Here is a 25095-nt window from a genome sequence, read left to right as displayed (position 1 = left end):
CGGTAAACATGTGCATCGTATGATAATCAAAAGCGAATTCAATGCTGCTTGGCTGGAAGGCTTGGGCCGGTGCGGCGCGAGCCATGCAGCCAGGAGCCGCTTGATCGCGAGCGGTCCTGTCCGATCCGGATGCCGCGACCGTCGATGCATCGGTTCTCGTTTCATGCCCATCAGATGCCTGCATCGGCACCTTTGGGAAACCCCCGTCGCCCGCCCTTGATCGCCATGCCCGACAGCACCGACAGCCACGAGCACGTCAAACCCTTTGTCTACGAGACGCCGGAAGGCAAGGCGCTTCATTTCACGATCTCGGAGATCCAGAGCCGCATGCAGACGCAGCGGCCCGATGCACTCGATCTCGACTACACGCGCACGATGATGGCGGTGCTGCTGTTCAACAGCGCGCCGGAGAACCTGGCCATGATTGGCCTGGGCGGCGGTTCGCTGGCCAAGTTCTGCCATCGCCACCTGCCCAACACGCGGATCAAGGTCGTGGAGATCAACCCGCACGTGATCGCGCTGCGGGACGAGTTCGGCATACCGCCCGACGACGACCGATTCAAGGTTCGCCGTGGCGATGGCGCCGCCTACGTGCGAGCGGCACCGTATCGGGTTGACGTGCTGATGGTGGACGGCTTCGACAACGAAGGCCAGCCACCCGACTTGTGCTCGCAACGCTTCTACGACGATTGCCACGATGCATTGCAGCCGGACGGCATCCTGGTGGTCAACCTTCACGCATGGAACGAAGGCTATGAGGTCTGCATCGACAGGATCAATCGCAGCTTCCGGAACGAAGTGCTGGTCGTCGACGCGCGCAATTGCAGCAACGGCATCGTGTTCGCATGCAAGGGGGCGCTCTTGCCCCGCTTCAACCCATCGGCTCTGCGCAAACGCGTGCAATTCGATCAGCAGACATGGGACGAGTTGAAGCCGGCCTTCTCCAAGGTTGAATCCGCGTTGATGAAGCAGTTCAAGGGCCTGGCCCCGGAAGACCAGGGCCATTGCTGAGTCGTCGAAATCACGCGGGTCGAAACGGAAGCGATCAAGACCGAAGCCAGGACAGCGCGGTGCGCACGCTCGGGCTTCATCGTCCTTGTTCCAGGACTTGATCTCCTCGAAGGGCCCGAGCGCAAAGTGGCCTGGCGCGTCGCCGCCGACGCTCGTCAGGCATGCGGGCAAGGTCAGAATCGCGGTTTGCACTGTGCCGCCAACCCGCTCATGACCGACGCTCAATACACGACCTTGCCGCAGTGGCCCAACGCTTATCCGGCGAGCGGCGCCAGCGCCACGCTGAAACGCCTCAACGAGGATTTCGTCGTGACGGAACTGCCGCTGCAGCTGCCCTCCGGTGAGGGCGAACACATCTGGCTGGACATCGAAAAAAACGGTGCCAACACCGCCTTTGTCGCCCAGCAGCTGGCCGACGCCGCGGGTGTGCAGGAACGGGACGTGGGCTATGCCGGCCTCAAGGACCGCTACGCCATCACCCGCCAGTGGTTCAGCATCTATTTCCCCAAGGGCGAGACGCCCGATCTGACCCAGCTTCAGCACCCGGAATTCAAGGTGCTGAGCCAGAGCCGCCACGTGAAGAAGCTGCGCCCTGGTGACCTGCAGGGCAACCGGTTCCGCATCGTGCTGCGTGACGTGACCGGCGACCGCGACGCCTTGGAGACCAGTCTGAAGGCTGTTGAGTCACAGGGCGTGCCCAACTACTTCGGCGCGCAGCGTTTCGGCTTTGACGGCGGCAACGTTGAACAGGGACGGGCCATGCTGGCGCGCGAAATCCGCGTGCGCAACCCGAAGAAAAAGGGCATCTACCTGTCGGCGGTGCGCTCGTTCGTTTTCAATGAAGTGCTGGCGCTGCGCATTCAGCAGGGGCTTTGGGGCCAGACCCTGCCCGGTGACGTGATGGACCCGGCGGGCGGGCCTACCGGACCGCTCTGGGGACGTGGCCGCGTGAGCACCACCGATCAGGCGCAGGCCCTGGAGAACGGCGTGGCAGAACGTCACGCCAGCTTGTGCGACGGCATGGAACACGCCGGTCTGGACCAGGATCGCCGCGCCCTGGTGGCCATGCCGGTGGACATGTCATGGGAATGGCCGCAAGCCGATCAACTGCTGCTCACGTTCTCATTGCCCGCCGGGAATTACGCCACGTCCGTTCTGAACGAAATCCTCCTCACCACGGAGCCCGACCGGCACACCGAGAACGAGCCTGCGGCTGTCGAATGACGGTGCCACCACCAGTTGGCGCGTGACTTGCCATCGCATCGGCCAGTTCGCGAGCCTCGTGCATGGTCGGCGATTTCAGTCCCGGTCAGTTGTTCGATGCGGCTCTACGGCCCGGGCGTTCGGCGGTCGGCTTTCGCTGCATACATGGCCTTGTCTGCGGCTTTCAACAGGCTGTCTTCGGTCGGGCCGTCGTCGGGGAAGCAGGCGATGCCGACGCTGGCCGCCAGCGTCACGGTGGCGCCATCGCCCAGGGGCACCGGCGCGGCGACCGCCCGCTGGATGCGGGCGATGACCTGATTGCATTCCAGCCTGTCCCTCAGATTGGGCAGCATCAGCACGAACTCGTCACCGCCAAAGCGGGACACCGTGTCGTGGGCCCGCACACCCTCCAGCAAGCGCCGGGCCATGATCCGCAACAACTCGTCGCCAGCGGCATGGCCCAGTGAGTCGTTGACGGCCTTGAAGCCGTCCATGTCCAGGAAGCACACGGCCAGCATCTCCCGTGTCCTGCGGCTCAGCTGGACCGCCAGGCTCAGGCGATCCATCAGCAGCAGACGGTTGGGCAAACCCGTCAGGCCATCGTGGAAGGCCACATGTTCAATCCTGGCCTGCTGGGCCTTCATCGCAGTGATGTCCAGCGACATCCACATTGTTTCCCGGGGCTCCTGTGACAGCATCACCCCGCTGACATCCACCCACACCTTTCTGCCGTCGCGCCGCAGCAGTTCAAGCTGGGCCCGATAGGTCTGACCGGAAGCCAGCAGCCCATAGGCGGCATCACCGAAGGCCTCGTAGGCAGCTTCATTCGCGTAGAGCTCGCTGGCACACAAGCCCACCAGTTCGCCAGAACCGTAGCCGAAGATGTGCTCGCTGGCGCGATTGCTCCAGATGATCTGCCGATCCCGCAGCTTGAGGATGCCGACCAGCTCGTTGTCCAGCATCACGGCCTGTTGCTTGTTCAATGACTGCAGTGCCCTGCGGGCCTGGTCGAGTTCGGTCACGTCATACATCACCGAGCGGCTGCGGATGAAACGGTTCTCGCTGTCAAGCACCGCCGTGGCGGTGATGCTCACGCGGCGGTGCCTGCCGTGCCTGCCAACCAGATCGAACTCCACCGGGCCTACCGTGCCGGCAGTCTGCAGCGTCGCAAAAGTCTGGGAAGCCCGTTCTGCGCTGTCCGGGGTGAAAAAGTCGCGAGGGCCAAGCCTGCCCATGACTTCGTCAGCGCTGCAGCCCAGCCAGTCCAGCGTTGCCGCGTTGGCCTGGCACAGCCGGCCCTGGGGATCAAGCGAGTAGTAGCCGCAAGGGGCGTTGTCATAGAGGTCCTGCAGGCGCACCGCCAGATCCTGCACGGCGGCCTGGAGTGCACGACGTTCGGTCACATCGCGGCCCACGGTCTGAACCCCCTGCAAGCGACCTTCACTGTCGAACAGGGCACGGTGGACGAACTCACCCCAGCGCGGCTCGCCCTTGCGGTCATGAAAGCGATTTTCCGTCGTCACCAGAGGGCGTTGCTGCGAAAGCATGCCAGGCTTGGTCTCGGCTGCCTCATGGTCTGCCGTGCCGACCAGGCTGTGCCAGGTCGCGTGAACTGCACCTTCGGGCAGCCCGAATGCGCTCCGGGCCGCAGGATTGGCGAGGATCAGGTGCCCGTTGGCATCGAAGCGAAGCAACATCTCGGTCTGCTCGTCGATGACGGCCTGCAGTTGCCGCTGGCTCTCCATGGCCCTCTGCGTGGCGAGGCTCAGGCCTGCGGAGAGCGTCCTGAGGCGTCGCATGGCCCAGGCAAATGCCAGCGTGGTCAATACGAAGCAACTCAGCTTGACCGCATCAATGGCATCGACTGCCCATGCACGATACGGAGGCGTGAAGTAGTAGACCGTCACAAGGCAGCTGACTACCATCAACAACAGGCCAGGGGCCGTGCCGCAGAAGTACAACGCCAAGACCATGGCCGGGTACAACATCGCGTAGGCCATGCGGGGCTCCTCTGGGAACAGCGCAGCCCGCAAGCCCAACGCCGAGCCACAGATGATCAAAGCAGCGCCATAACGCGCCATCTTCAAGCGCGCCATCGAGTCCGGCAACAGGCTCATGCTCAGGCTCCTTGGCTGTCCCCTCGGTGACCCATTGTGCCGACGGGTGATGGGTGCTCAGGCAGGGATGTCCCTCCTTTGAGTAGCAGGCCCCGGGCTGAGCTCGACATGTCGATGGACGGCCGATCACAACATCCAGAATTCGAGGGGCAGATTTTTTGAATCGCCGCGGGAGGAGGCGTCCTGCGAGGCTGGCGGCACCGAGACGGTCTGCGCAACGGCGGGTGTCCGGTGCCACGCCATGACGGCGAGCGCGATCAGCAGGGCCGGCACGGCAACGCGGCCGAAGACGAGACGAGACACAGGACGACGCGTCGCAACGATCGACGAGGCCTTCATGATGCCTCCACCTGCAGCCGGGAGCGATCGCCCAGGCGTTCAGCTGCCGCGCCGCGCATCATTTCGTTGGCGAGCATGCTGTAGACCGAGGTCCACGCCGCGCGCACGTCCTCGGTGAAGGCGCAGCCCAGTCCGCCATGCAGCGTTTGAAGCAGCGCTTCGGCCACCACCGGGTAGTGCGTGTCTTGCACCCCGTAGCCGAGATGGCGAGCGCCGAGGTTGCGCAGCACCGGCATCAGCTGCTCGGGTTGGTCCAGAAGGGTCAGGGCGGCGCCGATCATGCTCATCAGCCGCTGGCCCTGCACCGTCATGTCACCGCCGAACATCGGCTTGAGCGATGGGTCGAGCCGCAGGAGATGGCCGTAGAACTGCGCAGCGACCTCGGGCTGGCTCGGCGCGACGAGCGCCCAGCTGGAGCGGACGAGCTCGATGGTGGAGGGGTGGAGAGTGGTCATGGATCGATTCCGGGTGGTGTCGGTGCGGGTGTTGGGCGAGGATCGCTTCAACGCGCCTGCATGGCGAGGACGGTCGGAGAGTCGACGACGATCCACGCGGTGGTGGCCGGAGGCTGCACGATGAACGTGTTCGGATCGGTGTGCGGCAGTTGACCTGCGCGATACGTCGCCAGCGCCGGATGCTCGAAATTGGCATGCGCCGCCTGCCCAGCCGCGCCACGGGCGGGGTGCCCGGGCATGAAGGTCGACGGGTCGAACTCGGCATCGGCGGCGCGCGCCTTCGTGGCCGCCGGGTGATGGCCGAAATCGGTGGCGCGGGCCGGCGCGACAAAGGTCGAGAGCGCTGCGGCTGCGACAAACAAGGCAGCGATGGGGGTGCGGAAGGAGGTCATGGTCGGGGGTCTTTCAGAAGGGGCGTCGGATCGGTTCAGTGGCTGCTTTGCGCAGTGCACGAATGATCCGGCGACCGGTCTGGACCGCCGCTAACCGATGACTAACAAGCCCGCCCTTCTTTCTAGGGGGGCGCTTCCGGCGTTCAGCGGGCAGGGGCAGGGGCAGCGGCAGCGCCGCGATCCACTTGCATCGCTGCAGACAGCTGCGCGTACGCCTCGCGCCAGGCGACCCGCGTCGACGTCGTGAAAGCCTTGCCGACGCTCGCCTGCAGCGTCCACATCAGGGCCTCGCCGACCGCTTCGTATTGCGCCGGCGTCGCCGCGAAGCCGGCATGGCTGCGCCGCAGCGGGCCCGCCACCGTTTCGAGGGCGCCGTTCTCTCCGAGCGACGCCACCAAGGCGTTCAAGGTGTCAAACAACTTTGCGGCTTGCTGCGACAGATCGGCCTTGAACAGCGGTCGCAGCGACGGATCCAGCTCGAAAAGCCGTTCATAGAACATCTGTGCGGCGGTTTCGCGCAGCGGGAAGACCTGCTGCCAGCTGAGGCGGACCAGTTCGATCTGTTGCGGGCTCATCGTGGTTCCGGTGTCAGGCTTGCGGGATTCTGGCGAGCAGCGCCAGCGTTTCGCGGGAAGGCGGCACCCCGAGCACGTTGGCAAGCAACTCGCGGCAGCGCTGGAAGCTGCGCATCGCCGCTGCCGGTTGGTCGAGTGCGAGGTGGCTGCGCATCAGGCCGCGATAGAAGGGTTCCGCCAGTGGATCTTCGGTGGCACCGTGTCCGTAGAGTGCGATCGCGGCGATCCAGGCCGCCTGCTCCTCCAGGTGGCAGCCATACGCCGTGATCGCGTTCGCGAAGCGCGTCGCCAGGCGTTCTCTCGCGAGGGTGGCCCACCCTTCCACGCTGGTGCTGCCGAACAGACGCAGGTCCCGACGCAGTCTGAGTCGCCGCGCTGCCGCGCTCAGCTCGGCCTCCTTGCCGGGCGCCTCGGGCAGTGCGGTCAACGCATGGCAGTCGCGTTCGAATGCCGTGACGTCGCACCAGACCAGGGCCGGGTCGAGCCACAGCCGTCCTTCGGCAAGCGTCAACGCCCCGTCGACCTGCAGCAGCTTGCGCAGGCGCATCAGCGTCATGTCGAACGATGCCTTCGGCGCATCCGCTTCCAGGTCGGGCCACAGCAGGTCGATCAGCTCGCCGGTGGGCAGGCCCCGCTCGCGGCTGGTGGCGCCGTGGGCGATCAGCGCTCGAAGCAATTCCATCGGTTTGCGCTGACCTTTGCCTTCCGCGGTGAGCGGCACGCCGTCGCGTTGGACCTCAAAACGTCCGAGGGCGTACACGCGCAGCCGCCACGGCCAGGTTTCGGGTGCGTTCGCCGGCGGCGCCAACCCGCATTTCCGGATCACGCTGGTGACGAACTCGACCTCGATCCGCTGCGCCAGCGCCTGCATGCAGATGCGGGCCTTGAACGCCGGGTGGCCGTCGAAACTGTCGTAGAACTGGCGTTCGCGCAGGCCGGCCCAGACCAACGCCATCATCTCGCGCCCCCGCGGATCCTCGCGGTCCAGCGCCTCGGATGCCAGCATCGCCGCGATCATTTCGCGAACTTCCTGGGCGAAGCCAGGGGGCAGCAGCGGGATCGCCTCTTCCATCTGGCGCCGGGCGCCGACGCCGTCGTTCAGCAGCAGTCGCACGCTGGCCTCGTTGACGATGTAGGCGCCCAGCATCGGCCCTGGGCATTGCAGCTCGACCGCGAGCTTGCGGGCGCGGACGGCGCGGAACAGCGCGTCGTCGACCTGGCCCTTGATGAGCGCGACGCGCATCCGCGTGACATCGAGCAGCATCAGTTCACGCAGGCTGCCTGGATCGACCAGCGCCTCGGCGTCGGCCAGCGCAGCTTCCGCGCGCCGCAGGTCACCGCCGTTCAGGCTGTGGCCGACCTCGTCGAAGGCCAGCGTGAAGCGCACGTCGCGAAGCCCATGGCGTTCGGCCAGCGCGCGTGCCGACTCGGTGGCGGCGGCCTCCTGCAACGGGTCCTTTGCATAGCCAGCGCAGCTCCGCCAGCGCAGCAGCCACTGGCCGTGCCGGTGCGGCTGGAGTGCGTTGTCCGTCAGGTGGGGCAATACGAGCGCATTGACACGCAGGCCCAGTTCGCGCAGTTCGCGCGGCTCGACGAAGTACAGCAGGATGCGGGCCGCCGCCAGCCGCAGGTTCACGTCCAGGCCGCCCGGTTGCTCCAGCAGCGCCAGCAACCGTGCCACGTTGGCGTCGGTATCCGGGTCGTCGAGATCGACATACAGCTGGCCGATCAGCAGCGCCGTGCGGCCAAGCAGTTCATCGTCGGGTGCCCGCAGCGCCGGCGCGGGCTGCTTGAGCGCCGCAACGTGCTTCAGCATCTCCGCCATGTCCCTGAAATTGCCCACCGTGTGGCTGGTCAGCACCAACGCCGCGGCGCTCATCAGCACGCCGCGCTCGTCGTGCAGCTCGAGCGATCGCGCATGCGCCTCACGCAACAGCGCCATCGCGCCCGCATGCCCCGCGTGCGAAAGCGTCAGCCCTTGGCAGAGTGGATCCATCACGGGATGGAGTGCCACACGCTCAAGCGATGCTTTTGGCGAGACACAAGGATGGAATGTCGATGTCGTTGTCGGTCGGGCGTCTGCATGGCACGGGGCGCCGGTCGGCTTGAGCGATGACGCAGCGACTGTGCCACCAAAGAGGAGACCCATGATCCCTAAAGTTGCGGAGAGTCAACTCGCCATCATCCCCCGGACGTTCACGTCGCCTGCGCCCTGGATGAAGCGGGTGTCGCCGAAGAGGGCGAATCGGTGCGCGCGGCTGGTGCCACACTGGCAGGTCCATGCCACAGCACCTTGACGACGCGCCTTTGCTGCCCGGTTTCGAGCCCGCGCCGCTGCCGGCCGGCTTCCACTTCCTGCCGGGCCATTTCGATGCTGCCGAGCAGGCCGCTTTGCTGGCCGAGCTGCGCCAGCTGCTTGCCGAGGCACCGCTGTTCCAGCCGGCCATGCCACGCAGCGGCGCGCCGCTCAGCGTGCGCATGAGCGGCGCCGGCACCTGGGGCTGGGTGACGGACAAGCTGGGCGGCTACCGCTACCAGCGCACGCACCCGGTGACGGGCCGCCCGTGGCCGGCGATTCCCGAGCGTCTGCTGCGGTTGTGGGCCGAGGCGACTGGCGAGGCGCAGCCGCCAAACCAGTGCCTGGTCAACTGCTACGACGCCAAGGCCAGGCTGGGCTTGCACCAGGACAAGGACGCGGTGAGCCTGGGCGGGCCAGTGGTGTCGGTTTCGCTGGGCGACGATGCGCGGTTTGCCGTTGGCGGCTTGACGCGCAGCGCGCCGCTGCAGCGCCTGGACCTGCACAGCGGCGATGTGCTCTGGTTCGGCGGCCCCGGCCGGCTGCTGTTCCACGGCGTGGACCGCATCCGCTTCGGCAGCTCGGCACTGCTGGCCGAAGGCGGGCGCTTGAACGTGACGCTGCGGCGCATCGAGGGCGTGGCGCGGGCTGACGGGACACTGCCGGGATGATGCGCTGGTGGCATCGGCATGCGCCGGGCCCGGCGCGACAGACGGTGAGTCGCTCACCACTGCATCTCGCCCTTGTTGACCTTGGCGGCTTCCGCGTCGAAGCGCTTTTTGCAGGCGATCCAGCGCCGTGGAACCGGGTGCTCGGGGATCAGGCACCGGGCTGAATGGACGGCCTGGAGCTGGCCGCGTTGCGCCAGAGGGTGTCACGTCGGCCTTGCGGCGTCAAAGCTGTCCTCCGCGGCGTGATGCAGCTGCTGCAACTGCTTCAGCGCCACCGGCAGTTCTTTCGCTGCGGACTCGCCGCGCAGCGTGGGCCAGAGGGCTCTCAGCGCTTCGGCCTGTGGCGCTGCCGCGGCCTGCGCAGCGGGCAGCCAGTGGGCCGGCATCGCACCTTCCGCGTACGGCCCGCGGCCACGGCCGAAGTGGGTCACCGCGCGGTGCCGCAGCAGGCCGGCGACGAAGAGCTCCTGCAGCGCGTCGTCCGACAGGCGAACGCGGGTCGGCTGGCCGTTCTGGCCGGTGTAGAGGTTGAAGCCATGGGCCAGACCGGCGCCGCCGAGCGCGCCGGCCACGGCGCCGATCAGTGCGCCCGCGCCCAGCGTCAACCCGCCTGCGGCCAGGTCGGCGCCCAGGCCGGTGGCGGCGCCGCTGAGCACGCCGCCCCACAGGCCCAGCTTTTTTCCGTCGACGGGCCGCTCCTGCCGCATCAGGCGCTCGCGCACCTGGGCGACGAGTGCCGCAGCGACGGACGCGGCGCTGGTCTCGCCTTTGCGGGTGGGCAGACCGGCGAGGCTGTGCAGCGCAAGCAGTTCGCTGGTGTTGGTCTGGACCAGCGCCTCGACCTTCAGCAGCAGGCGTTGCAGGGCTTCTTCGCTGGCATCGTTGTGGCGGTTTGCGCCTCTGCCGACGGCGCGGGCCAGGCCGTCGCGCCAGCTGCTTGACGGCGCCGCGGCCAGCGGCTCGGCGAGCTGGGCGAGATCGGCCAGCAGTGTGCTGAGCTTGTGCTGGCTGGCGTCTCGGCGCTGGTCGTCGCGGGACTGCCGGGCTGCGGCTAGGCGCTGCAGCGCAGGCGCCTGGGCGGGCAGCGCGGCGGGCAAGGTTTGCAGCAGTGCGGCTTCGTCGGCCGGGCTGCGGCAGAAGGCGTCCAGCGGCAGCACGGCGCGCACGGCCCGACAGTCGGCCAGTGCGGTTTGCCAGCGCTGCAGCTCGGCTTCGTGATGGCCTTGCGGTCCCGCCGGGCCGAGCTGGTTCAGCAGCACCAGCGTGGGCTTGTCCAGCCATTGCAGCAGCGCGAGTTCGGCTTGCAGGTGCGCGCTGTCCTGCGGCAGCTCTGCGGCGTTGACGATGTAGAGCAGCGCATCGGCCTGGCTGGCCAGGGCTTGCAGTGCCTGCTCGGCCGGGCCGGTGGGCGGGGCTTGCAGGCGGTCCTTGAGCTCGCGCTGCAGCCAGCGGCGCCAGCCGCTTTGCGACAGGCGCTGCAGCAGCGCGGCGGCGTCCGCCAGGCCGGGCGTGTCCAGCAACGCCAGCGTGTCGCCCGCGTCGCTGCGAAGCCATTCATGGCGCTCGATGGCCGTCGTCACGTGGCCGCGGTCCAGCACCTCGCCCACGTCGCGTTGCAGCAGCGTGCGCGCCAGCGTGGTCTTGCCGACGTTGGTGTGGCCAACCAGGGCCAGCGTGACAGTCATGGGCATGGCGTCAGGCAGCGGCCGAGGGCCACAGCGGGCTGTCGAACACACCGGCGGGAACGGGCTGCAGGCAGATGATTTCGCAGCGCAGTTCGTGGCGCTGACAGAACTCGCGCCACAGGTGCTCGCGTTCGCGCAGCCGCTGTGCGCCGCCGGCCTGCGCGCCCAGGCGCTCGACGTAGGCGCTGGCGTCCAGCAGCACGCGGGCCTGCGGGTCCAGCCGCTGCAGCGCGGCCAGCAGCGCCCCGTGCGGCGTGGGCTCGGGCGTGGTGGCCAGGCTGCACAGCAGCACGTTGGCCTGGCCGGGTTGGCTGGCGACAGCAGCGAGCGGCGCAAGCGCCTGGCGCGGCGCCAGTGCCAGGTCGGCCCCGGGCAACAGGCTCAGCGTGCTGCCCTGGCCGAAGCGGGCCTCGGCCCAAGCGGGCAGCGCGGTGGCGAGTGCGGGCGACGGGCTGAGGCTGCAGGGCAGGCAGGCGACCTGCACCGCACGGCCGCCGCTCAGGCCCAGGCCTTCGGCCGTCAGCAGCTGGGTGAAATACGGTGCGTGCAGGTCCAGCTTCATGCGGCGCTCGCGGTGGCGGCGCTGCGCATGGGCCAGCGCCGCCAGCAGCAGCCGAGGCAGCACCACGAACACCAGCAGCAGCGCGGCGTACAGGTGCACCCAGTGGGCGCCCTGCGCCACCGAAGGCGGCGTGGCCGCGTCGAAGCGCAGCGCGGCGACCTGCTCGACCGTGGGCGCGGCCCAGCCGGTGAGCCAGCCGAAAGGCCACTGCAGCGCGGCCAGCAGTGCGCGCACCTCGTCGGCCCCGAGGAAGGTCGATTCCCAGCCCACACGGTATTCGAGGAACAGCCCGCCCACGTACAGCGAGGCGATTAGGCCCAGCGCCAGCATCGCCGCGCAGGTGTGCAGCAGCGCTGCCATGCGTGCGGCCAGCGCCGGCCCGCTGAGCTGCAGCCATTCGGCTTGATGGCGCAGCCAGGCGTTCAGCAGCAGCGGCGGCAGGCCACGAGAACCTCGCATGGGCTGCGGCGCGAGCCAGCGGCCCAGGCGCTGCAGCCGTGGCGAGGTGGGTGGCTTCGGCTTGCCGGTGCGCGCGATGGCCAGTACCGCACGGCCGGCCACCAGCAGGTAGACGAACAGGTTGATCGCCAGCACCAGCAAGGCCGGGGCGAAGACCAAATTGACATGGTGCGGGTCGGCCACGTGCTGCGCCAACAGGCCCAGCGCCAGTGCAGCCAAGGGCAGGCCACCGCCCAACAGCAGGCCCAGGCCGGGCGGCTGCAGCAGCAACGCGAGCCGTGGCTGGCGCACCAGCAGGTCGCCGAGCAGGCGCTGTGCGCGGGCCAGCACAAACGCCGCCTCGCGCGCGCTGCCACGGGCCGGCTGGCGGGCCTTCACCGCGTCGTGCGCCCAGTCGGCCCGCTCTCGGGCATGGCGGCTGGCGTCGCGGCGCTGGTCCTCGCTGAGCAGCGCACCGGCGCTGTCGGTCTCCTCGATGGCCTTGACCAGCAGGACGGTGTGGGCGTCTTCGGCACGCATCGCGGTCCTCAGTTGGCGCTGGCCGCCACTGCGCGCCAGAAGGCTTCGCCGGCGCGTGGCAGCGGCTGTGCGCGGCGGTACAGGCGGATCTCCACCTCGATGCGCCAACGCGCGCTGCCGGCCTGCACCAGGCTGCCTGCAGCCAGCTCGTCGGCAATCAGGCTGTGCGGCAGGAAGGCCACGCCGCGGCCGTCCAGCGCCATGGTCTTGAGCACCGTGGCGAGGTGGGCCGTCATCGCCGGCTGGGCGTGGGCGGCGGCCAGGTCGGTCGCGCGCAGCGTGTGCACCAGCCGGCCAATGCCGGATTCGGCGCTGTAGTCCAGCAGCGGCACGGCAGGGCTGTCGGCGCCATCGAGCATGTGCTGAGGTCGGCCGCCCGAGGCCGGTGCCGAGACAGGCAGCAGCGTGTCGCGGCCCACCACCGCATGCAGATGCTGGGATGGCTCCAGCCGACTCGGCACCTGTGCGTGGGCGTGGCACAGCAGGAATTGCACGCGGCCCTGCTGCATCTGCGCCTCGCATTGCTGCATCACGTCGCTGATCAGTTGCACCGGACGTGGACCGCCCTCAATGCGGGCCTCCAGCGCGCGCAGCCAGCCCGGCAGGAAACTGAACGACAGCGCGTGAGTGGCCGCGATGCGCAGCGTGGCGGCACTCGCGTCGGCCACGCTGCGGGCCTGGTCGGGCAGGCCCTGCACCCGCGTCATCAGGTCCTGCGCGACGCTGCGGAACCACTCGCCGGCTTCGGTCAGCGTCGCGGGCTGGGTGCTGCGGTCGAACAGCACCACGCCCAGCCATTCCTCCAGCGCCCGCACCCGGCGGCTGAAGGCCGGCTGGGTCATGTGGCGCTCTTCGGCAGCGCGCGAGAAATTGCCGCTGGCGGCCAGCGCCAGGAAGTCTTCCAGCCAGAGGAAATTCATGCCGGTCTCGGGCGGGCGGGCGTCATGGGCAGTGCTTTGAGGGCATCGAAGAAGGCTGAAGCAGCATTGGCAGGCGGCGGCGGGCTCACGCAAGATGGGCAGCGATTATTCAACAGGAGACTCCCCCCATGGCCACCATTGCAAACTACCGCGGCATCATCCCCGCGATCGCCTGCCCGTTCACCAGCGATCACCGCATCGACGAGCCGGCGCTGCGCAAGCACGCGTCCTGGCTGGCCGGCCAGCCAGGCGTGGTGGCGGTCATGACGAATGGCCACACCGGCGAAGTGTTCTCCCTGCTGCCGCGCGAGCGTGCCGAGGTCACGCGCATTGTCGCCAGCGAACTGCAGGGGCGCTTGCCGGTGATCTCGTCCATCGTCTGCGAAGGCATGCGCGATGCGACCGAGCAGGCCGCCATGGCCCGCGAGGCCGGCGCCAAGGCGCTGGACGTGATGCCGCCGCACCACTGGCTGCGCTTCGGCTTCCGGCCCGACCATGTGATGCAGTACTTCGAGGCCATCGCTTCGGTGGGCCTGGACCTGGTGGCCCATGTCTACCCGGCATGGACCCGCGCCTCGTACAGCACCGCCACCATGGCCGAGCTGGCGAAGCTGCCCAGCGTGGCCGCCTTCAAGGTGGGCCAGCGCGACATGAACAAGTACGCCGCCGACATTGCCGCGATCCGCAAGGCAGACCCGAGCAAGGTCATCCTGACCTGCCACGACGAGTACCTGCTGGCCTCCATGGTGCAGGGCGTGGACGGTGCGCTGGTGGGCTTTGCCACCTTCATTCCCGGCCTCATCCACGAGCTGTGGGAAGCCGTGAAGGCCGGCGACCTGAAGAAGGCCCAGGCGGTGCAGGCCTTGATCACGCCACTGAAGGATGCCGTCTATGGCGGCGGCGAGCCCACCGGCGAGGCCCATGCCCGCATGAAGATGGGCATGTACCTGGCGGGCGTGCTGGACGCACCCACCGTGCGCCCACCCACCGAGATGCCGACCGAAGCCGAAGTGGCGGCCCTGCGTGCGGCGCTCGACAACGCCGGGCTGCTGCAGCGCTGAACCGTGCCGCAGCGACGGCAAGCAAGACAAGAACAGGAGACACCAAGATGCAACGCCAACAATTCATCCGTGGCATGGCCGCGGCAGCGCTGGCCTGCGTGGCCGGCACGGCCGCAGCGCAGGCCTGGCCGGCTAAGCCGATCACGATGATCATTCCCTTTCCGCCCGGCGGCACGCTGGACGTGGTGGGCCGCATGCTGGCCCAGAAGCTCGGGCAGCAGCTGGGCCAGACGGTGATCGTCGACAACCGTCCTGGCGGTGCCGGCACGCTGGGCGCGGGCATGGTGGCGCGCGCGCCAGCGGACGGCTACACGCTGCTGTTCACCGCGTCCACCTTCACCACCACCCCGATGACGCAGAAGACCCCCGTCTACGACGTGGTGAAGGACTTCACGCCGCTGGCGCTGGTGGCCAAGGCGCCGCTGGCCGTGTCGGTCAACAAGCACTTGCCCTTCAACGACATCAAGGGCCTGCTGGCCTACGGCAAGCAGAATCCCGGCAAGCTGACCTTTGCCATTGGCTCCACCGGTTCGGCTGGCCACCTCAGCTCCGAGTTGCTGCGACGTGCGGGCCAGATGGACTACCTGATCGTGCCGTACAAGGGCTCGGCGCCGGCCTACCAGGACCTGATTGGCGGCCAGATCGACGCCTTCATCGACCCCATCCTGGGCTCGGTGCCGTTCGCCAAGGCGGGCCAGCTGAAGGTGCTGGCGGTGACCTCCAAGAACCGGCTGGCCAGCCAGCCCGAGCTGCCCACCGTGGGCGAGACGGTGCCGGGCTACGAGTTCTACAGCTGGTACGGGCTGTGGGGCCCGGCGGGGCTGCCCAAGGACGTCGCCGCGCGGCTCAATGCCGAGGTCAACAAGGCCTTGACTGCCGGCGAGATGCCCGAGCGCCTGCCGGCACAGGGCCTGCTGCTGACGCCAGGCTCCATCGAAGACTTCACGCGCTTCCAGCACGAGGACATGGTGCTGTCCCAGCGCATCATCACCGAGGGGAAGATCCGTGCCGAATGACACGCCGCTCGCGGTGCTCACCGGCAGCAGTTCGGGCATCGGCCTGGCGATCGGGAAAGCGCTGCTCGAAGCGGGCTGGGCGGTGGCCGGGCTGGACCTCGCACCGCCGGTTCTCGCGCACCCGCGCTTCCGGTCCGTGAGCGTGGACCTGGGCGACGCCGCGGCCACCGACGCCGCTGCGGCAGGCCTGACCGGCGCTGCCGCGCTGGTGCACGCGGCCGGCGTGCTGCGCGTGGCGCCGCTGGGCGCGCTGCAGGCAGACGACGCCACGCTGATGTGGCGGCTGCATGTGGCGGCCGCCGAGCGGCTGGCCAATGCCTTGCTGCCGGCCATGGCCGAGGCCGGCAGTGGCCGCGTGGTGCTGGTGGGCAGTCGCGTGGCCCAGGGCAAGGCCGGGCGCAGCCAGTACGCGGCGACCAAGGCGGCGCTCAACGGGCTGGCGCGCAGCTGGGCCGCCGAGGTGGTGGCCCGCGGCGTCACCGTCAATGTGGTCTCGCCTGCCGCCACCCAGACCGCGATGACCGACGACCCGGCCCGCCAAGCCGCGCCGCCGGTGCTGCCGCCCATCGGCCGGCTGATCCGGCCCGACGAGATTGCCGCGCTGGTGCTGTTCCTGCTGTCGCCCGCCGCGGCCGCCATCACCGGCCAGGACATTGCCATCTGCGGCGGCGCCTCGCTGCCCCGCTGAATTTTTGAAACCAGGAACGACACCGCCATGAAGATCATCGACATCCGCGAAGAAACCAAGCCCATCAAGTCGAACATCCGCAATGCCTACATCGACTTCTCCAAGATGACGCTGAGCCTGGTGGCCGTGGTCACCGATGTCATCCGCGATGGCAAGCCGGTCATCGGCTACGGCTTCAACAGCAACGGCCGCTACGGCCAGGGCGCGCTGATCCGCGAGCGCTTCCGCCCGCGCCTGCTGGAGGCCGAGCCTGCGAGCCTGCTGGACGAGAGCGGCGACAACCTGAGTCCGCACAAGGTGTGGGCCACGATGATGAACAACGAAAAACCCGGCGGTCATGGCGAGCGCTCGGTGGCCGTGGGCACCATCGACATGGCCGTGTGGGACGCGGTGGCCAAGATCGAAGGCAAGCCGCTCTACCAACTGCTGGCCGAGCGCCATGGCAACGGCCAGGCCAACCGCAAGGTGTTTGTCTACGCTGCCGGCGGCTACTACTGGCCCGGCCAGGGCCTGGAGGGCCTGAAACGCGAGATGCAGAGCTACCTGGACCGAGGCTATTCGGTGGTCAAGAAGAAGATCGGCGGCGCCTCGCTGAAGGAGGACATGCTGCGCATCGAAACCGTGCTCAAGCTGCTGGGACCGGGCCAGCAACTGGCGGTGGATGCCAACGGCCGCTTCGACATCAAGACCGCTGTCGAGTACGCCAAGGCGCTGTCGCAGTACGACCTGTTCTGGTACGAGGAAGCCGGTGACCCGCTGGACTACGCGCTGCAGGCGGAACTGGCGAACCACTATGCCAAGCCCATGGCCACCGGCGAGAACCTGTTTTCGATGCAGGACGCGCGCAACCTGATCCGCTACGGCGGCATGCGGCCCGACCGCGACTGGCTGCAGTTCGACTGCGCCTTGAGCTACGGCTGCGTGGAATACCTGCGCACGCTGGACATGCTCAAGGACAACGGCTGGTCGCCCTCGCGTTGCGTGCCGCACGGCGGGCACCAGATGTCGCTGGCGATTGCCGCCGGCCTGGGCCTGGGCGGCAACGAAAGCTACCCCGACCTGTTCCAGCCCTACGGCGGCTTCCCCGATGGCGTGAAGGTGGACAACGGCTACGTCACGCTGCCCGAGCTGCCCGGCATCGGGTTTGAGGGCAAGGCCGATCTGTACGCGGAGATGCGGGCGCTGGCGGGCTGATTGCTGACAACTGGGACAATGGCGACGGCCCGCTGTGAGAGCGGGCCGGTCCCGTTTCTGTTCCAAGGTTCTCCCATGTCCGTCAACTGGTTCCCCGGCCACATGCATGCCACGCGCAAGGCCATCATCGAGCGCATGAAGCTGGGGGTGGACGTGGTGATCGAGTTGCTGGATGCGCGGCTGCCGGGCTCCAGCGAAAACCCGCTGCTGGCCGAGCTGACTGCCGGCAAACCGGCGCTGAAGGTGCTGAACAAGCAGGACATGGCCGACCCGGCGCGCACGGCGGCCTGGTTGGACCACTTCAACGCCCGGCCCGAGACCCGCGCCATCGGCCTGGACGCCAGCGAAGCAGCGCCGGCCGCCCGCCTGGCCGCCGCCTGCCGCGAGCTGGCACCCAACCGCGGCGGCATGGCCAAGCCGCTTCGGGTGCTGATCTGCGGCGTGCCCAACGTGGGCAAGAGCACGCTGATCAACACGCTGGTCGGCAAGAAAGCCACCAAGACCGGCGACGAGGCCGGCATCACGAAAAACGAGCAGCGCATCTCGCTGGCCAGCGACGCCTACCTCTACGACACGCCCGGCATGCTGTGGCCCAAGATCCTGGTGCCCAAGAGCGGCTACCACCTGGCGGCAGCCGGCTCGGTCGGCCGCAATGCCTACGACGAAGAAGAGGTGGCGCTGGAGCTGATCGAGACGCTGCAGCCGGACTATGCGCCGCTGCTCGAAGCGCGCTACCGGCTGCAGGACGTGGCGAGCATGCTGTCCGAAGACGTGCTGGCCGGCATTGGCCGCGCCCGCGGCGCGGTGCAGAGCGGCGGCAAGGTCAGCATGCAGAAGGCTTCCGAAGCCCTGCTGAACGACTACCGCTCGGCCGCGCTGGGCCGGGTGACGCTGGAGACGCCGGAAGGCTTTGCCGCCTGGCGCGCCGACGCCGAGGCGGTACAAGCCGAGAAGGCGCAGAAGAAGGCTGCCCGCGCCGGCACGCGGCGGCCGGACGGGCGCTGAAGCCCAGCGCCCTTCTTCCTGCTCGCTGCGTCAGCGGTAGGAGTGTCCGGAGACGCCGGTGAGGTTCGCGTTGGGCGTTTCGGAGCGCACGCGCACGCGGGCGTAGTCGGCGGTGGCGGAGGCGCTGCTGGCACCTTCGCCGGCGAAGGACTTGGCCTTGGTCTTGAGCATCGCATCGATGTCGAAGTAGCTGCCGGCCGGCACCTGGAACGTGCGCTTGAGCCGCAGCGGTTCGACCGAGGTGTCGGTGTTGTTGATGCTGGCGTCTGCCTTGTGCTTGTCGTCGGCCACGGTGACCAGCAGGCGGGCCACCACCGCGTCGGGTGTCAGCGAGGGGTCGATGACGTTCGAGTAGGCGTTCGTGTCCACCGTGACGGTGTACTTCATCATGGTGCCGGCAGGCACGCCCGGTGCGCTGGCCAGGATGCGGTCGCGCGAATGAACCTCGGCGATGCACTTGGCGTACAGCGAGAAGTCGTAGCTGCCATGGGCCGGGTAGCTGGTGCTGCTGCTGGCCGTGATCCAGCCGAGGCTGCCGCCGGCCTGGCAGTTGGCATGCGTGCCGTTGATGGCGTCGCCGATGGAGGTGGAATAGTCGTTGCCGAGGCCGGAAGTGGTGGCGCTGTCGCTGTAGTCGAAGGCCTCGGCGGGCTGGTTGTCGAAGTCCAGCGTCCAGGCAATGGCATGGGTGCGGGTGGACAGGCCCACGTCCTGGCTCCAGCCCGGGCTGGCCACGGCGGCCAGTGCCAGCAGGGCCAAGGTCTTGCGCAACGGCGCTGCAAAAAGGTACTTCGTCATCTGGAATTCGCTCGGTGGGTGTGGAATGTCCACGCTAGCACCGGGTACCGCGGCACCACCATCCTCAAGGGAGAGGACGGTGTGCGCTCGCGGTTTCAGCCACACGCTGCGGTGCTGCCCACACGCTGTGCCGGTCGCCGGTCTGCGCGCGTTGCTGCACCTGGCGGGCCGCCAGTGCAAAGCCGGTGGCCAGCAGCAGCGCGATGCCGCTGACCGCCAGGCGGGTGGCGCCGTCCGCTGCGGCCGGTGTGGCGCGCTGCAGGTCCAGCAGTTCGAGCAGTGGCACCGCGGCGTGCAGGCCGGCGGTGAGCCACAGCAGCTCCCGTGCGCCGTGGCTGGGTGCGCGCAGCAGTGCCCACAGCACCATCAGGCCGAAGACGGCGAGGTAGCTCGGCATCAACGCTTCGCCAGCGGGCTGGCCGGTGAGCAGCGGCACCAGGCGCGCGGCCCAGGCCATCGCGGCAATGCCGGCGCAGCAACCCAGGCTGACGCCCAGCGTGAGCTGCGCCATGCGGATGCAGGCGCTGCGTTGCACGGGCGCATGGTGGCGCCTGCGGGCCTCGACCCACAGCAGGTTGCCGCTGTAGAACAGGAAGGCGCCGGCCAGGCCGAGCGCGGAGTAGAGCCAGCGCAGCGCGGCGCCGCCAAAGTCGCCGAAGTGCAGCGCGAACAGGCCGTACATGAAGGCCTGGCCGGGGCTCTGGCGGTTCGGGTCGAAGACGCGCCGCGGCGCGGCGGTGACGCCGTCCAGCACCACCGCCGAGCGGGCATTCAGCGCCCCTTGCGGCGTGTCGCCTTCGACCGTGACCTGGGCTTTGGCATCGCCGGCGTGCTGGATGTAGAGCCGCTCGACCACCAGGCCGGGGATTTGCTGCCGAGCGCTGGCGACCAGCGCGGTCACCGGCTGCAGCGGCGCAGCAGTCTTGGCAGGCTCGACGACCGGCGTCGGGTCGATCTCCGGCTGCACGACCTGCAGCAGCTTGCCGTCGAAGACCAGGAACTGGAACGGCGCCAGCATCACCAGGCCGATGCACAGCACCGCGCCGCTCCACGCGAAGATGACATGGAAGGGCAGGGACAGCAGGCCCACCACGTTGTGCGCGTCCTGCCAGTAGCGCTTGATGTTGCGGCCGGCGCGCAGCGCAAACAGGTCGCGCAGGAACGTCGGCATGTAGATCACCACGCCACTGACCAGCGCCACGCCGTACAGCACGCAGACGAAGCCGAACAGGTAGATGCCGATCTGCGCCGGCAGGCCGGCGGTGTAGTGCAGGCGGTAGACCAGGCCGGCGAAGTCGGGCAGCTCGGGCTGCTCGGCCAGCGCGCCATGGGCGTCCAGCGTCAGGATGTGGGTCTGGCGGCCGCTGGCAGTGCCGTTCTCGTACCAGTAGAGCGTGGGCGTTTCGGCATGTTCGCCGGGCAGCCACAGGCGCAGGTCTTCGGCGGCAGCGGGATGCGCGGCCAGCGTGCTGTCCAGCAGGCGCTGGGCAGTCGCCAGCGCGTCGGCCGGCGTGGTGTCCGGTGTCGCCGCCAGCGCGTGGGCCGTGGCCGCGGGCTGGCGTTCCCAGTCTTCCAGCTGGTGGTGGAACAGCGTGAACGCGCCAGCGTAGAAGGCGATGAACAACAGCAGGCCGCTGGCCAGGCCGACCCAGGTGTGCAGGGCCAGGAAGCCGCGCAAGGTGCTGGTCTTCATCTCAGCCTCCGGTGCTGGGCGGGACCAGCGCGCCGAGCGACGCCAGCGCGCCTTGCTGCTTGACCCACCACAGCAGCGCAAAGCCCAGCAACGTGGCACCGCCCAGCCAGGCCCAGGCGGCCTTGCCGCTGCGGAACCAGAACGGCAGGCTGATGCTGACCACCCAGACCGGGAAGAACAGCAGCAGCGAGGGCAGCGTGCGCAATGCCAGCGGGCCTGGGCCCAGCAGTGCGATCAGCCCGACCACCGCGACCGCCAGCGGCATGCCCAGCAACACGGCGGCCATGGATTTAGCCCACATGAGGAAGCTCCGTTGTTGCCTTGGCGGCGGCAAGCCGTTTGGCAGGTGAGTCGCGCAGGCCCTGGTCCAGCCAGGGCAGTGCCACGCAGGCCAGCATCAGCATGCTGAGCGCGCAGAACACGCCCGGCCAGCGGCCCAGCGACGGGATGGCCAGGGCGGCGCTCAGCGCGAACAGCAGCAGCCCGGCCAGCCGCCAGGCGTGCCCGGCCGCAGCGCTGGGCCGCCACGCCGGGCGCAGCCGCTGGTGCGTGGTGCCGAGGTAGAAGGCCGTGCCGCTGAGCGCACCCAGCGGCAACCAGAGCCAGTCGACCGCGCCCGCCATCACAGCTCGGCCTCCAGCCCCAGGCCCAGCGTGCGGCCACGGCCGAGGTAATCGGCCTCGCGGCCGGGCGCGTTCTGCCAGCGGTAGGTGGTGTAGACCTCGTCCAGCAGGTTGCTGCCGTAGGCGAAGACACGCAGCTTCGGGTTCAGGGCCCAGGCGACGCGGGTGTTCAGCACGGTGTGCGCGTCGTTGCGCTGGTCGGCGCTGTTGGCGGCGTCGGAGAAGGTGCCGCCTTCGTAGCGGGCTTCGCCGTAGACGGTCCAGGGGCCGGGCTTCCAGGTCAGGCCGGCCGAGGCGGTCTGGCGTGGCGACGAGGGGAACTGCCTGCCTTCGTAGCTGGCCGCGGCGTCGGTGAATTCGATGTAGCGGGTGCGCGAGATGCCCAGCGCGCCAAAGGCTTCCAGCGTGTGCGTGAGCTGGCTGCGGGCTTCCAGCTCCAGGCCTTGCAGGCGCGAGCGGCCAGCGTTGACGATGAAGATGTCCAGCGAGTTCGCACCCACGTTGACCTGCTGGTCGCGCCAGTCGACGCGGTAGGCGTTCAGCGCGACGAAGCTGTCGGCCGTGGGCTTGCCCTTCAGCGAAAGCTCGTAGTTGGTCGTGTACTCCGGGTCGAACGCATTGGCGCCGCGCTGGTAGCTGTAGTTGATGCCGCCGGTGCGGTAGCCGCGCTGAACCGTCAGGCCGGCGCGCCAGGCCGGGTCGAAGCGCCAGCTCAAGGCAGCCTTGGGCAGCCAGGCGGTGTAGCGGGTGTGCAGCTGCTGCTGGCCGTCCGGTGCAGCCACGCCGTTGGCCAGCAGCAGTTGCACGATCTGCTGCGCCACGTCGGTGTTGCCGCTGGTGGCGGCGATGACGGTGCGGTCCTGGGTCTCCTGGTCGTGGCGCAGGCCGGCGGTGAAGGTCAGGTCGCCCACCTCATAGTCGGCCTCGGCGAACAGCGCGCGGTTGCGCACGTTCTGCTTCACGCCGTTCTGGCGCAGCACGAAGTCGGTCGGGTAGAGCGCGTCGCAGGTGGTCTGGTCCGGGCACATGCCGAAGATGGTCAGCACGTAGGAGACCGGCACCGTGAAGTCGTCGAGCTGCTCGCGCTTCTGGTTCGCGAGGTAGACCCCCGCCACGCCGCGCAGCGTGTGGCCGCCCAGCTTGCGCTCGAAGTTGGCGCGCAGTTCCTGGCTCCACTGCCTGTCCTGCGCATTGCCGCTGCTGGCGCCCTGGTTCTGCTCGGTGCCGTCGTAGTCGCCCACGCGGTTCCAGTCGTGGCGGGCCAGGGTGCTGAGCCAGGTCCAGTCGGCGCCGGCGAAGTTGAGCGTCTGCTCCAGCGCCAGGCTGCGGTCGTGGTTCCTGGCGAACCAGGGTTCGTTCGAGGTGGCCTTGTGGTCCTCGACCGGGAAAAGGCTGGCCTCGATGTAGCCGTTGCCGGTGGTCCGGTGCTGGTCCACCAGCGTCAGCAGGGCCTGGTAGTCGGTGCCGGCGGGCGTCAGGCGCAGCTTGCCGCGCAGCGTGCTGCCGTCGTCGCGGTTCCAGCGCGGGTCGTTCAGCGTGATGTTGGTGATCTCGCCGCCGTCGCGCCGCACTTCGCCGCTGAGGCGGAAGGCCAGCACGTCGCCTGCCAACGGGCCGCCGCCGGCCAGCGCCAGGCTGTGGCTGTGCTGGTCGGTCACCGTGGCACGGCCGCGCAGGTCCCAGCTGTCAGTCGGGTTGCGGGTCTTCAGCACGACGGCGCCGGCCAGCGCGTTGCGGCCCTGGTTGGTGGACTGCGGGCCGCGCAGCACCTCGACGCCGGCGGCGTCCCACACTGACAGGCCGGTGATGTCCTGGCCGTAGCCGTCCTGGGTCACGCCGTCCACCGTGACGGTGGCCATCTTGCCGTCGCCGCCGGTCGGGCCGTAGAGGCTGATGCCGCGGATCGTCAGCCCCTGCGCGGTGCCGATGTTGGCCATGCCGCTGATGACCTCGTCTACCGTGCTGGCCGCCTGCTCCTGGATCTGCCGCGCACTCCGCAGCGCCACGCTCTGGGTCGTGGCCGCTTCGCCGCGGCGCAGCTTGTCGGCCGTGATGACGACGGTTTCGGCCGGGGCGGCGGGGCTTTCCGCAACCGCTGCTGGCGTGTCAGGCGGGGTTGCGGGCGCCGGGGCCTGTTGGGCCACGGCAGCGGCCGTGGCACCCAGCAGACAAGCGGCTGCGAACGTGCGCGTGTGAATCATGGTGCTCCTCGGGCCGCGTGCTGCGAGCGCCCCGTCCTGCACTTGTTGCGGCGGGAGGCGGCCCCTCCTTGGTTCGCAATTCTACATATCAATGATAATGATTCGCGTTAATTGAATTGACGGCAAGCCCACAGTGGCCACGACCCCGGCTCGCGCCCACACGGGCCCTCCAGGCCATGGCCGGCCGCTCAGACCACCTTCTGCATCGCCTGCCGCAGCAGCGACAGGCCCAGGTCCAGTTCCTCGTCGCTGACGGTCAGCGGCGGGGCGATGCGGAACACGCCACCCATGCCCGGCAGCTGCACGATGTTCATGCTCAGGCCCAGCCGCATGCACTCGCGCGTGATGGCCGAGCCCAGCTCCGGCGCGGCCTCCTTGCCGGCACGGTCCTTCACCACCTCCAGGCCCAGCAGCAGGCCGCGGCCGCGCACCTCGCCAATGCAGGTGAACTCTTCCTGGAGCGCGCGCAGGCCACGCTCCAGCCGCTGGCCGGCGGTTTTGGCGCGTTCCACCAGGCCATCGCGCTCGACGACCTCCAGCACCTTCAGGCCGACCGCGGCAGGCAGCGGGTCGGAGACGTGCGTGGTGTAGAACAGGAAGCCGCGCGCATGGCAGGTCTCTTCGATCTCTGCGGAGGTGAGCACGGCGGCCAGCGGCAAGCCCGCGCCCAGGGTCTTGGACAGCGTGAGGATGTCCGGCGACACGCCGTCGCGGTTGCAGGCGAACATCAGGCCGGTGCGGCCCACGCCGGTCTGCGCCTCGTCCAGGATCAGCAGCATGCCGCGCTCGCTGCATTTCTGCTTCAGCGCGGCCAGGTAGCCCAGCGGCAGGTCGATGATGCCGCCGGAGCTGAGGATAGGCTCGGCGATGAAGGCGGCCAGGTTGCCGCTGGACTGGCGGTCGATCAGATCGAAGGCGTAGTCCAGCTCGGCCTGCCAGTCGAACTGGCCGTGGCGCTCGAAGCGCGGCCGGTAGGGGTAGGGCGCGGGAATGGCGAACGAGCCCACCGCTGCCGGGCCGTAGCCCTTGCGGCCGGCACTGTAGGTGGCCGACGCGGCGCCGCCGGTCATGCCGTGCCAGGATTGGGCGAAGCTCACGACCTCGAACTTGCCGGTGTAGAGCTTGGCCAGCTTGAGGGCCGCCTCGTTGGCCTCGGCGCCGGTGCTCAGCAGCATCGAACGGGTGAGGCCAGCGGGGGCGATCTCGGCCAGCCGCGTGGCCAGGTCCACCACCGGGCGGCTCAGCATGCCGCTGAACAGGTGGTCCAGGTTGCGCGCATGTTCGGCCACCACCGCGGCCACTTCCGGGTGGCCGTGGCCCAGCAGCGCGCTCATCTGGCCGGAGGTGAAGTCCAGGATGGCGCGGCCGTCCGCGTCATAGACAAAGCTGCCCTGCGCCCGTTCGATGATCATCGGCTCGAAGCTGCCGCCGTAGCGGATCAGGTGCTGGCGGGCGTGCTGCCAGAAGGCGAGGTCGTCATTGCGGGACATGGGCGCTCCTGTGGGTGGATTCGCCGCCAGCTTACGAACCGCAAGGGGTCAAGGAAAGCTGATATTTCTGAAACCAGCTATCAGGTCGCTTGATGGCAAGATGGCCGGCCGGAGACCCGATG

23 protein-coding genes are annotated in these 25095 nt (G+C 68.8%); 8 read left to right on the top strand and 15 right to left on the bottom strand.

Annotated features, from left to right (window positions below; all coding sequences use genetic code 11):
• Positions 1-144 precede the first annotated feature (144 nt).
• Both ACAH41_RS12485 and truD read left to right on the top strand, forming a co-directional pair.
• Positions 145-1011, top strand: a complete 867-nt coding sequence (locus ACAH41_RS12485) for a fused MFS/spermidine synthase (RefSeq protein ID WP_370538314.1) — start codon at positions 145-147, stop codon at positions 1009-1011.
• 210 nt (positions 1012-1221) lie between these two features.
• Positions 1222-2235, top strand: coding sequence for a tRNA pseudouridine(13) synthase TruD (truD, locus tag ACAH41_RS12480; protein WP_325651154.1), 1014 nt, complete (start codon positions 1222-1224; stop codon positions 2233-2235).
• A gap of 104 nt (positions 2236-2339) precedes the next feature.
• Here the strand turns inward: truD and ACAH41_RS12475 are convergent, their stop codons facing one another.
• The 6 genes from ACAH41_RS12475 to ACAH41_RS12450 all read right to left on the bottom strand — a co-directional run bounded on the left by ACAH41_RS12475 (position 2340) and on the right by ACAH41_RS12450 (position 8034).
• A complete protein-coding gene (locus tag ACAH41_RS12475) occupies positions 2340-4331 on the bottom strand; it encodes a diguanylate cyclase (protein WP_325651152.1) in 1992 nt (663 codons plus the stop codon).
• Positions 4332-4457: 126 nt separating this feature from the next.
• A complete protein-coding gene (locus ACAH41_RS12470) occupies positions 4458-4670 on the bottom strand; it encodes a hypothetical protein (protein WP_325651151.1) in 213 nt (70 codons plus the stop codon).
• A complete protein-coding gene (locus tag ACAH41_RS12465; RefSeq protein ID WP_325651149.1) occupies positions 4667-5125 on the bottom strand; it encodes a globin family protein in 459 nt (152 codons plus the stop codon). The genes ACAH41_RS12470 and ACAH41_RS12465 overlap by 4 nt, the downstream gene beginning before the upstream one ends.
• Positions 5126-5172: 47 nt before the next feature.
• Complete coding sequence (locus ACAH41_RS12460; protein WP_325651147.1) at positions 5173-5517, bottom strand: hypothetical protein; 345 nt, start codon at positions 5515-5517, stop codon at positions 5173-5175.
• A gap of 143 nt (positions 5518-5660) precedes the next feature.
• Complete coding sequence (locus ACAH41_RS12455; RefSeq protein ID WP_325651145.1) at positions 5661-6092, bottom strand: globin domain-containing protein; 432 nt, start codon at positions 6090-6092, stop codon at positions 5661-5663.
• A gap of 13 nt (positions 6093-6105) precedes the next feature.
• Positions 6106-8034, bottom strand: a complete 1929-nt coding sequence (locus ACAH41_RS12450; protein ID WP_370538313.1) for a BTAD domain-containing putative transcriptional regulator — start codon at positions 8032-8034, stop codon at positions 6106-6108.
• Between the two features lie 338 nt (positions 8035-8372).
• Here ACAH41_RS12450 and ACAH41_RS12445 point away from each other — a divergent pair, with 338 nt between their 5' ends.
• On the top strand, positions 8373-9059 hold the full coding sequence (locus ACAH41_RS12445; RefSeq protein ID WP_325651142.1) for an alpha-ketoglutarate-dependent dioxygenase AlkB: 687 nt from the start codon (positions 8373-8375) through the stop codon (positions 9057-9059).
• Positions 9060-9262: 203 nt separating this feature from the next.
• On the opposite strand, the gene ACAH41_RS12440 is transcribed toward ACAH41_RS12445, so the two are convergent.
• Genes ACAH41_RS12440 through ACAH41_RS12430 form a run of 3 tightly spaced genes read right to left on the bottom strand, consistent with a single transcriptional unit; the run spans position 9263 to position 13204 of the window.
• On the bottom strand, positions 9263-10750 hold the full coding sequence (locus ACAH41_RS12440) for a DUF3482 domain-containing protein (protein ID WP_325651140.1): 1488 nt from the start codon (positions 10748-10750) through the stop codon (positions 9263-9265).
• Positions 10751-10754: 4 nt separating this feature from the next.
• Positions 10755-12284 (bottom strand): DUF2868 domain-containing protein, encoded by a 1530-nt coding sequence (locus ACAH41_RS12435; RefSeq protein WP_325651138.1) that lies wholly within the window; start codon positions 12282-12284, stop codon positions 10755-10757.
• 8 nt (positions 12285-12292) lie between these two features.
• Complete coding sequence (locus ACAH41_RS12430; protein ID WP_325651137.1) at positions 12293-13204, bottom strand: LysR family transcriptional regulator; 912 nt, start codon at positions 13202-13204, stop codon at positions 12293-12295.
• 128 nt (positions 13205-13332) lie between these two features.
• On the opposite strand from ACAH41_RS12430, the gene ACAH41_RS12425 reads away from it, so the two are divergent.
• The 5 genes from ACAH41_RS12425 to ylqF all read left to right on the top strand — a co-directional run bounded on the left by ACAH41_RS12425 (position 13333) and on the right by ylqF (position 18168).
• Positions 13333-14265 (top strand): dihydrodipicolinate synthase family protein, encoded by a 933-nt coding sequence (locus ACAH41_RS12425; protein WP_325651135.1) that lies wholly within the window; start codon positions 13333-13335, stop codon positions 14263-14265.
• Between the two features lie 47 nt (positions 14266-14312).
• A complete protein-coding gene (locus ACAH41_RS12420; RefSeq protein ID WP_325651134.1) occupies positions 14313-15281 on the top strand; it encodes a tripartite tricarboxylate transporter substrate binding protein in 969 nt (322 codons plus the stop codon).
• Positions 15271-15969, top strand: coding sequence for an SDR family oxidoreductase (locus ACAH41_RS12415; RefSeq protein WP_325651133.1), 699 nt, complete (start codon positions 15271-15273; stop codon positions 15967-15969). Before ACAH41_RS12420 ends, ACAH41_RS12415 begins: the two co-directional genes overlap by 11 nt.
• A 27-nt stretch (positions 15970-15996) precedes the next feature.
• Positions 15997-17163: a mandelate racemase/muconate lactonizing enzyme family protein gene (locus ACAH41_RS12410; protein ID WP_325651132.1), complete on the top strand. Its 1167-nt coding sequence runs from the start codon at positions 15997-15999 to the stop codon at positions 17161-17163.
• A 75-nt stretch (positions 17164-17238) separates the two neighbouring features.
• On the top strand, positions 17239-18168 hold the full coding sequence (gene ylqF, locus ACAH41_RS12405; RefSeq protein ID WP_325651130.1) for a ribosome biogenesis GTPase YlqF: 930 nt from the start codon (positions 17239-17241) through the stop codon (positions 18166-18168).
• A 30-nt stretch (positions 18169-18198) separates the two neighbouring features.
• Here the strand turns inward: ylqF and ACAH41_RS12400 are convergent, their stop codons facing one another.
• From ACAH41_RS12400 to ACAH41_RS12375, 6 genes are all read right to left on the bottom strand, one after another.
• Complete coding sequence (locus tag ACAH41_RS12400; RefSeq protein ID WP_325651128.1) at positions 18199-18966, bottom strand: hypothetical protein; 768 nt, start codon at positions 18964-18966, stop codon at positions 18199-18201.
• A 64-nt stretch (positions 18967-19030) separates the two neighbouring features.
• On the bottom strand, positions 19031-20659 hold the full coding sequence (locus ACAH41_RS12395) for a PepSY-associated TM helix domain-containing protein (RefSeq protein ID WP_325651126.1): 1629 nt from the start codon (positions 20657-20659) through the stop codon (positions 19031-19033).
• A 1-nt stretch (position 20660) separates the two neighbouring features.
• Positions 20661-20960 carry a hypothetical protein gene (locus ACAH41_RS12390; RefSeq protein WP_325651125.1) on the bottom strand — a complete coding sequence of 100 codons (300 nt, stop codon included), beginning with the start codon at positions 20958-20960 and terminating at the stop codon, positions 20661-20663.
• On the bottom strand, positions 20950-21282 hold the full coding sequence (locus ACAH41_RS12385) for a hypothetical protein (RefSeq protein ID WP_325651124.1): 333 nt from the start codon (positions 21280-21282) through the stop codon (positions 20950-20952). The genes ACAH41_RS12390 and ACAH41_RS12385 overlap by 11 nt, the downstream gene beginning before the upstream one ends.
• Positions 21282-23483, bottom strand: coding sequence for a TonB-dependent receptor (locus ACAH41_RS12380; RefSeq protein WP_325651123.1), 2202 nt, complete (start codon positions 23481-23483; stop codon positions 21282-21284). Before ACAH41_RS12380 ends, ACAH41_RS12385 begins: the two co-directional genes overlap by 1 nt.
• A gap of 188 nt (positions 23484-23671) precedes the next feature.
• Complete coding sequence (locus tag ACAH41_RS12375; RefSeq protein WP_325651122.1) at positions 23672-24973, bottom strand: aspartate aminotransferase family protein; 1302 nt, start codon at positions 24971-24973, stop codon at positions 23672-23674.
• Between the last annotated feature and the right edge of the window lie 122 nt (positions 24974-25095).

It is taken from the genome of Ideonella sp., from assembly GCF_041287625.1.
GTDB lineage: Bacteria > Pseudomonadota > Gammaproteobacteria > Burkholderiales > Burkholderiaceae_C > Ideonella.
The sequence above is the reverse complement of the archived record's forward strand: the minus strand, read 5'-3'. Positions and strand labels throughout refer to the sequence as shown.

Excerpts from the sequence above, each read along its gene's own strand:
- ACAH41_RS12485 (WP_370538314.1), top strand. The coding sequence starts at position 145 with ATGCATCGGTTCTCGTTTCATGCCCATCAGATGCCTGCATCGGCACCT.
- truD (WP_325651154.1), top strand. The coding sequence starts at position 1,222 with ATGACCGACGCTCAATACACGACCTTGCCGCAGTGGCCCAACGCTTAT.
- ACAH41_RS12475 (WP_325651152.1), bottom strand. The coding sequence starts at position 4,331 with ATGAGCCTGTTGCCGGACTCGATGGCGCGCTTGAAGATGGCGCGTTAT.
- ACAH41_RS12470 (WP_325651151.1), bottom strand. The coding sequence starts at position 4,670 with ATGAAGGCCTCGTCGATCGTTGCGACGCGTCGTCCTGTGTCTCGTCTC.
- ACAH41_RS12465 (WP_325651149.1), bottom strand. The coding sequence starts at position 5,125 with ATGACCACTCTCCACCCCTCCACCATCGAGCTCGTCCGCTCCAGCTGG.
- ACAH41_RS12460 (WP_325651147.1), bottom strand. The coding sequence starts at position 5,517 with ATGACCTCCTTCCGCACCCCCATCGCTGCCTTGTTTGTCGCAGCCGCA.
- ACAH41_RS12455 (WP_325651145.1), bottom strand. The coding sequence starts at position 6,092 with ATGAGCCCGCAACAGATCGAACTGGTCCGCCTCAGCTGGCAGCAGGTC.
- ACAH41_RS12450 (WP_370538313.1), bottom strand. The coding sequence starts at position 8,034 with ATGGCGCTGTTGCGTGAGGCGCATGCGCGATCGCTCGAGCTGCACGAC.
- ACAH41_RS12445 (WP_325651142.1), top strand. The coding sequence starts at position 8,373 with ATGCCACAGCACCTTGACGACGCGCCTTTGCTGCCCGGTTTCGAGCCC.
- ACAH41_RS12440 (WP_325651140.1), bottom strand. The coding sequence starts at position 10,750 with ATGCCCATGACTGTCACGCTGGCCCTGGTTGGCCACACCAACGTCGGC.
- ACAH41_RS12435 (WP_325651138.1), bottom strand. The coding sequence starts at position 12,284 with ATGCGTGCCGAAGACGCCCACACCGTCCTGCTGGTCAAGGCCATCGAG.
- ACAH41_RS12430 (WP_325651137.1), bottom strand. The coding sequence starts at position 13,204 with ATGAATTTCCTCTGGCTGGAAGACTTCCTGGCGCTGGCCGCCAGCGGC.
- ACAH41_RS12425 (WP_325651135.1), top strand. The coding sequence starts at position 13,333 with ATGGCCACCATTGCAAACTACCGCGGCATCATCCCCGCGATCGCCTGC.
- ACAH41_RS12420 (WP_325651134.1), top strand. The coding sequence starts at position 14,313 with ATGCAACGCCAACAATTCATCCGTGGCATGGCCGCGGCAGCGCTGGCC.
- ACAH41_RS12410 (WP_325651132.1), top strand. The coding sequence starts at position 15,997 with ATGAAGATCATCGACATCCGCGAAGAAACCAAGCCCATCAAGTCGAAC.
- ylqF (WP_325651130.1), top strand. The coding sequence starts at position 17,239 with ATGTCCGTCAACTGGTTCCCCGGCCACATGCATGCCACGCGCAAGGCC.
- ACAH41_RS12400 (WP_325651128.1), bottom strand. The coding sequence starts at position 18,966 with ATGACGAAGTACCTTTTTGCAGCGCCGTTGCGCAAGACCTTGGCCCTG.
- ACAH41_RS12395 (WP_325651126.1), bottom strand. The coding sequence starts at position 20,659 with ATGAAGACCAGCACCTTGCGCGGCTTCCTGGCCCTGCACACCTGGGTC.
- ACAH41_RS12390 (WP_325651125.1), bottom strand. The coding sequence starts at position 20,960 with ATGTGGGCTAAATCCATGGCCGCCGTGTTGCTGGGCATGCCGCTGGCG.
- ACAH41_RS12385 (WP_325651124.1), bottom strand. The coding sequence starts at position 21,282 with ATGGCGGGCGCGGTCGACTGGCTCTGGTTGCCGCTGGGTGCGCTCAGC.
- ACAH41_RS12380 (WP_325651123.1), bottom strand. The coding sequence starts at position 23,483 with ATGATTCACACGCGCACGTTCGCAGCCGCTTGTCTGCTGGGTGCCACG.
- ACAH41_RS12375 (WP_325651122.1), bottom strand. The coding sequence starts at position 24,973 with ATGTCCCGCAATGACGACCTCGCCTTCTGGCAGCACGCCCGCCAGCAC.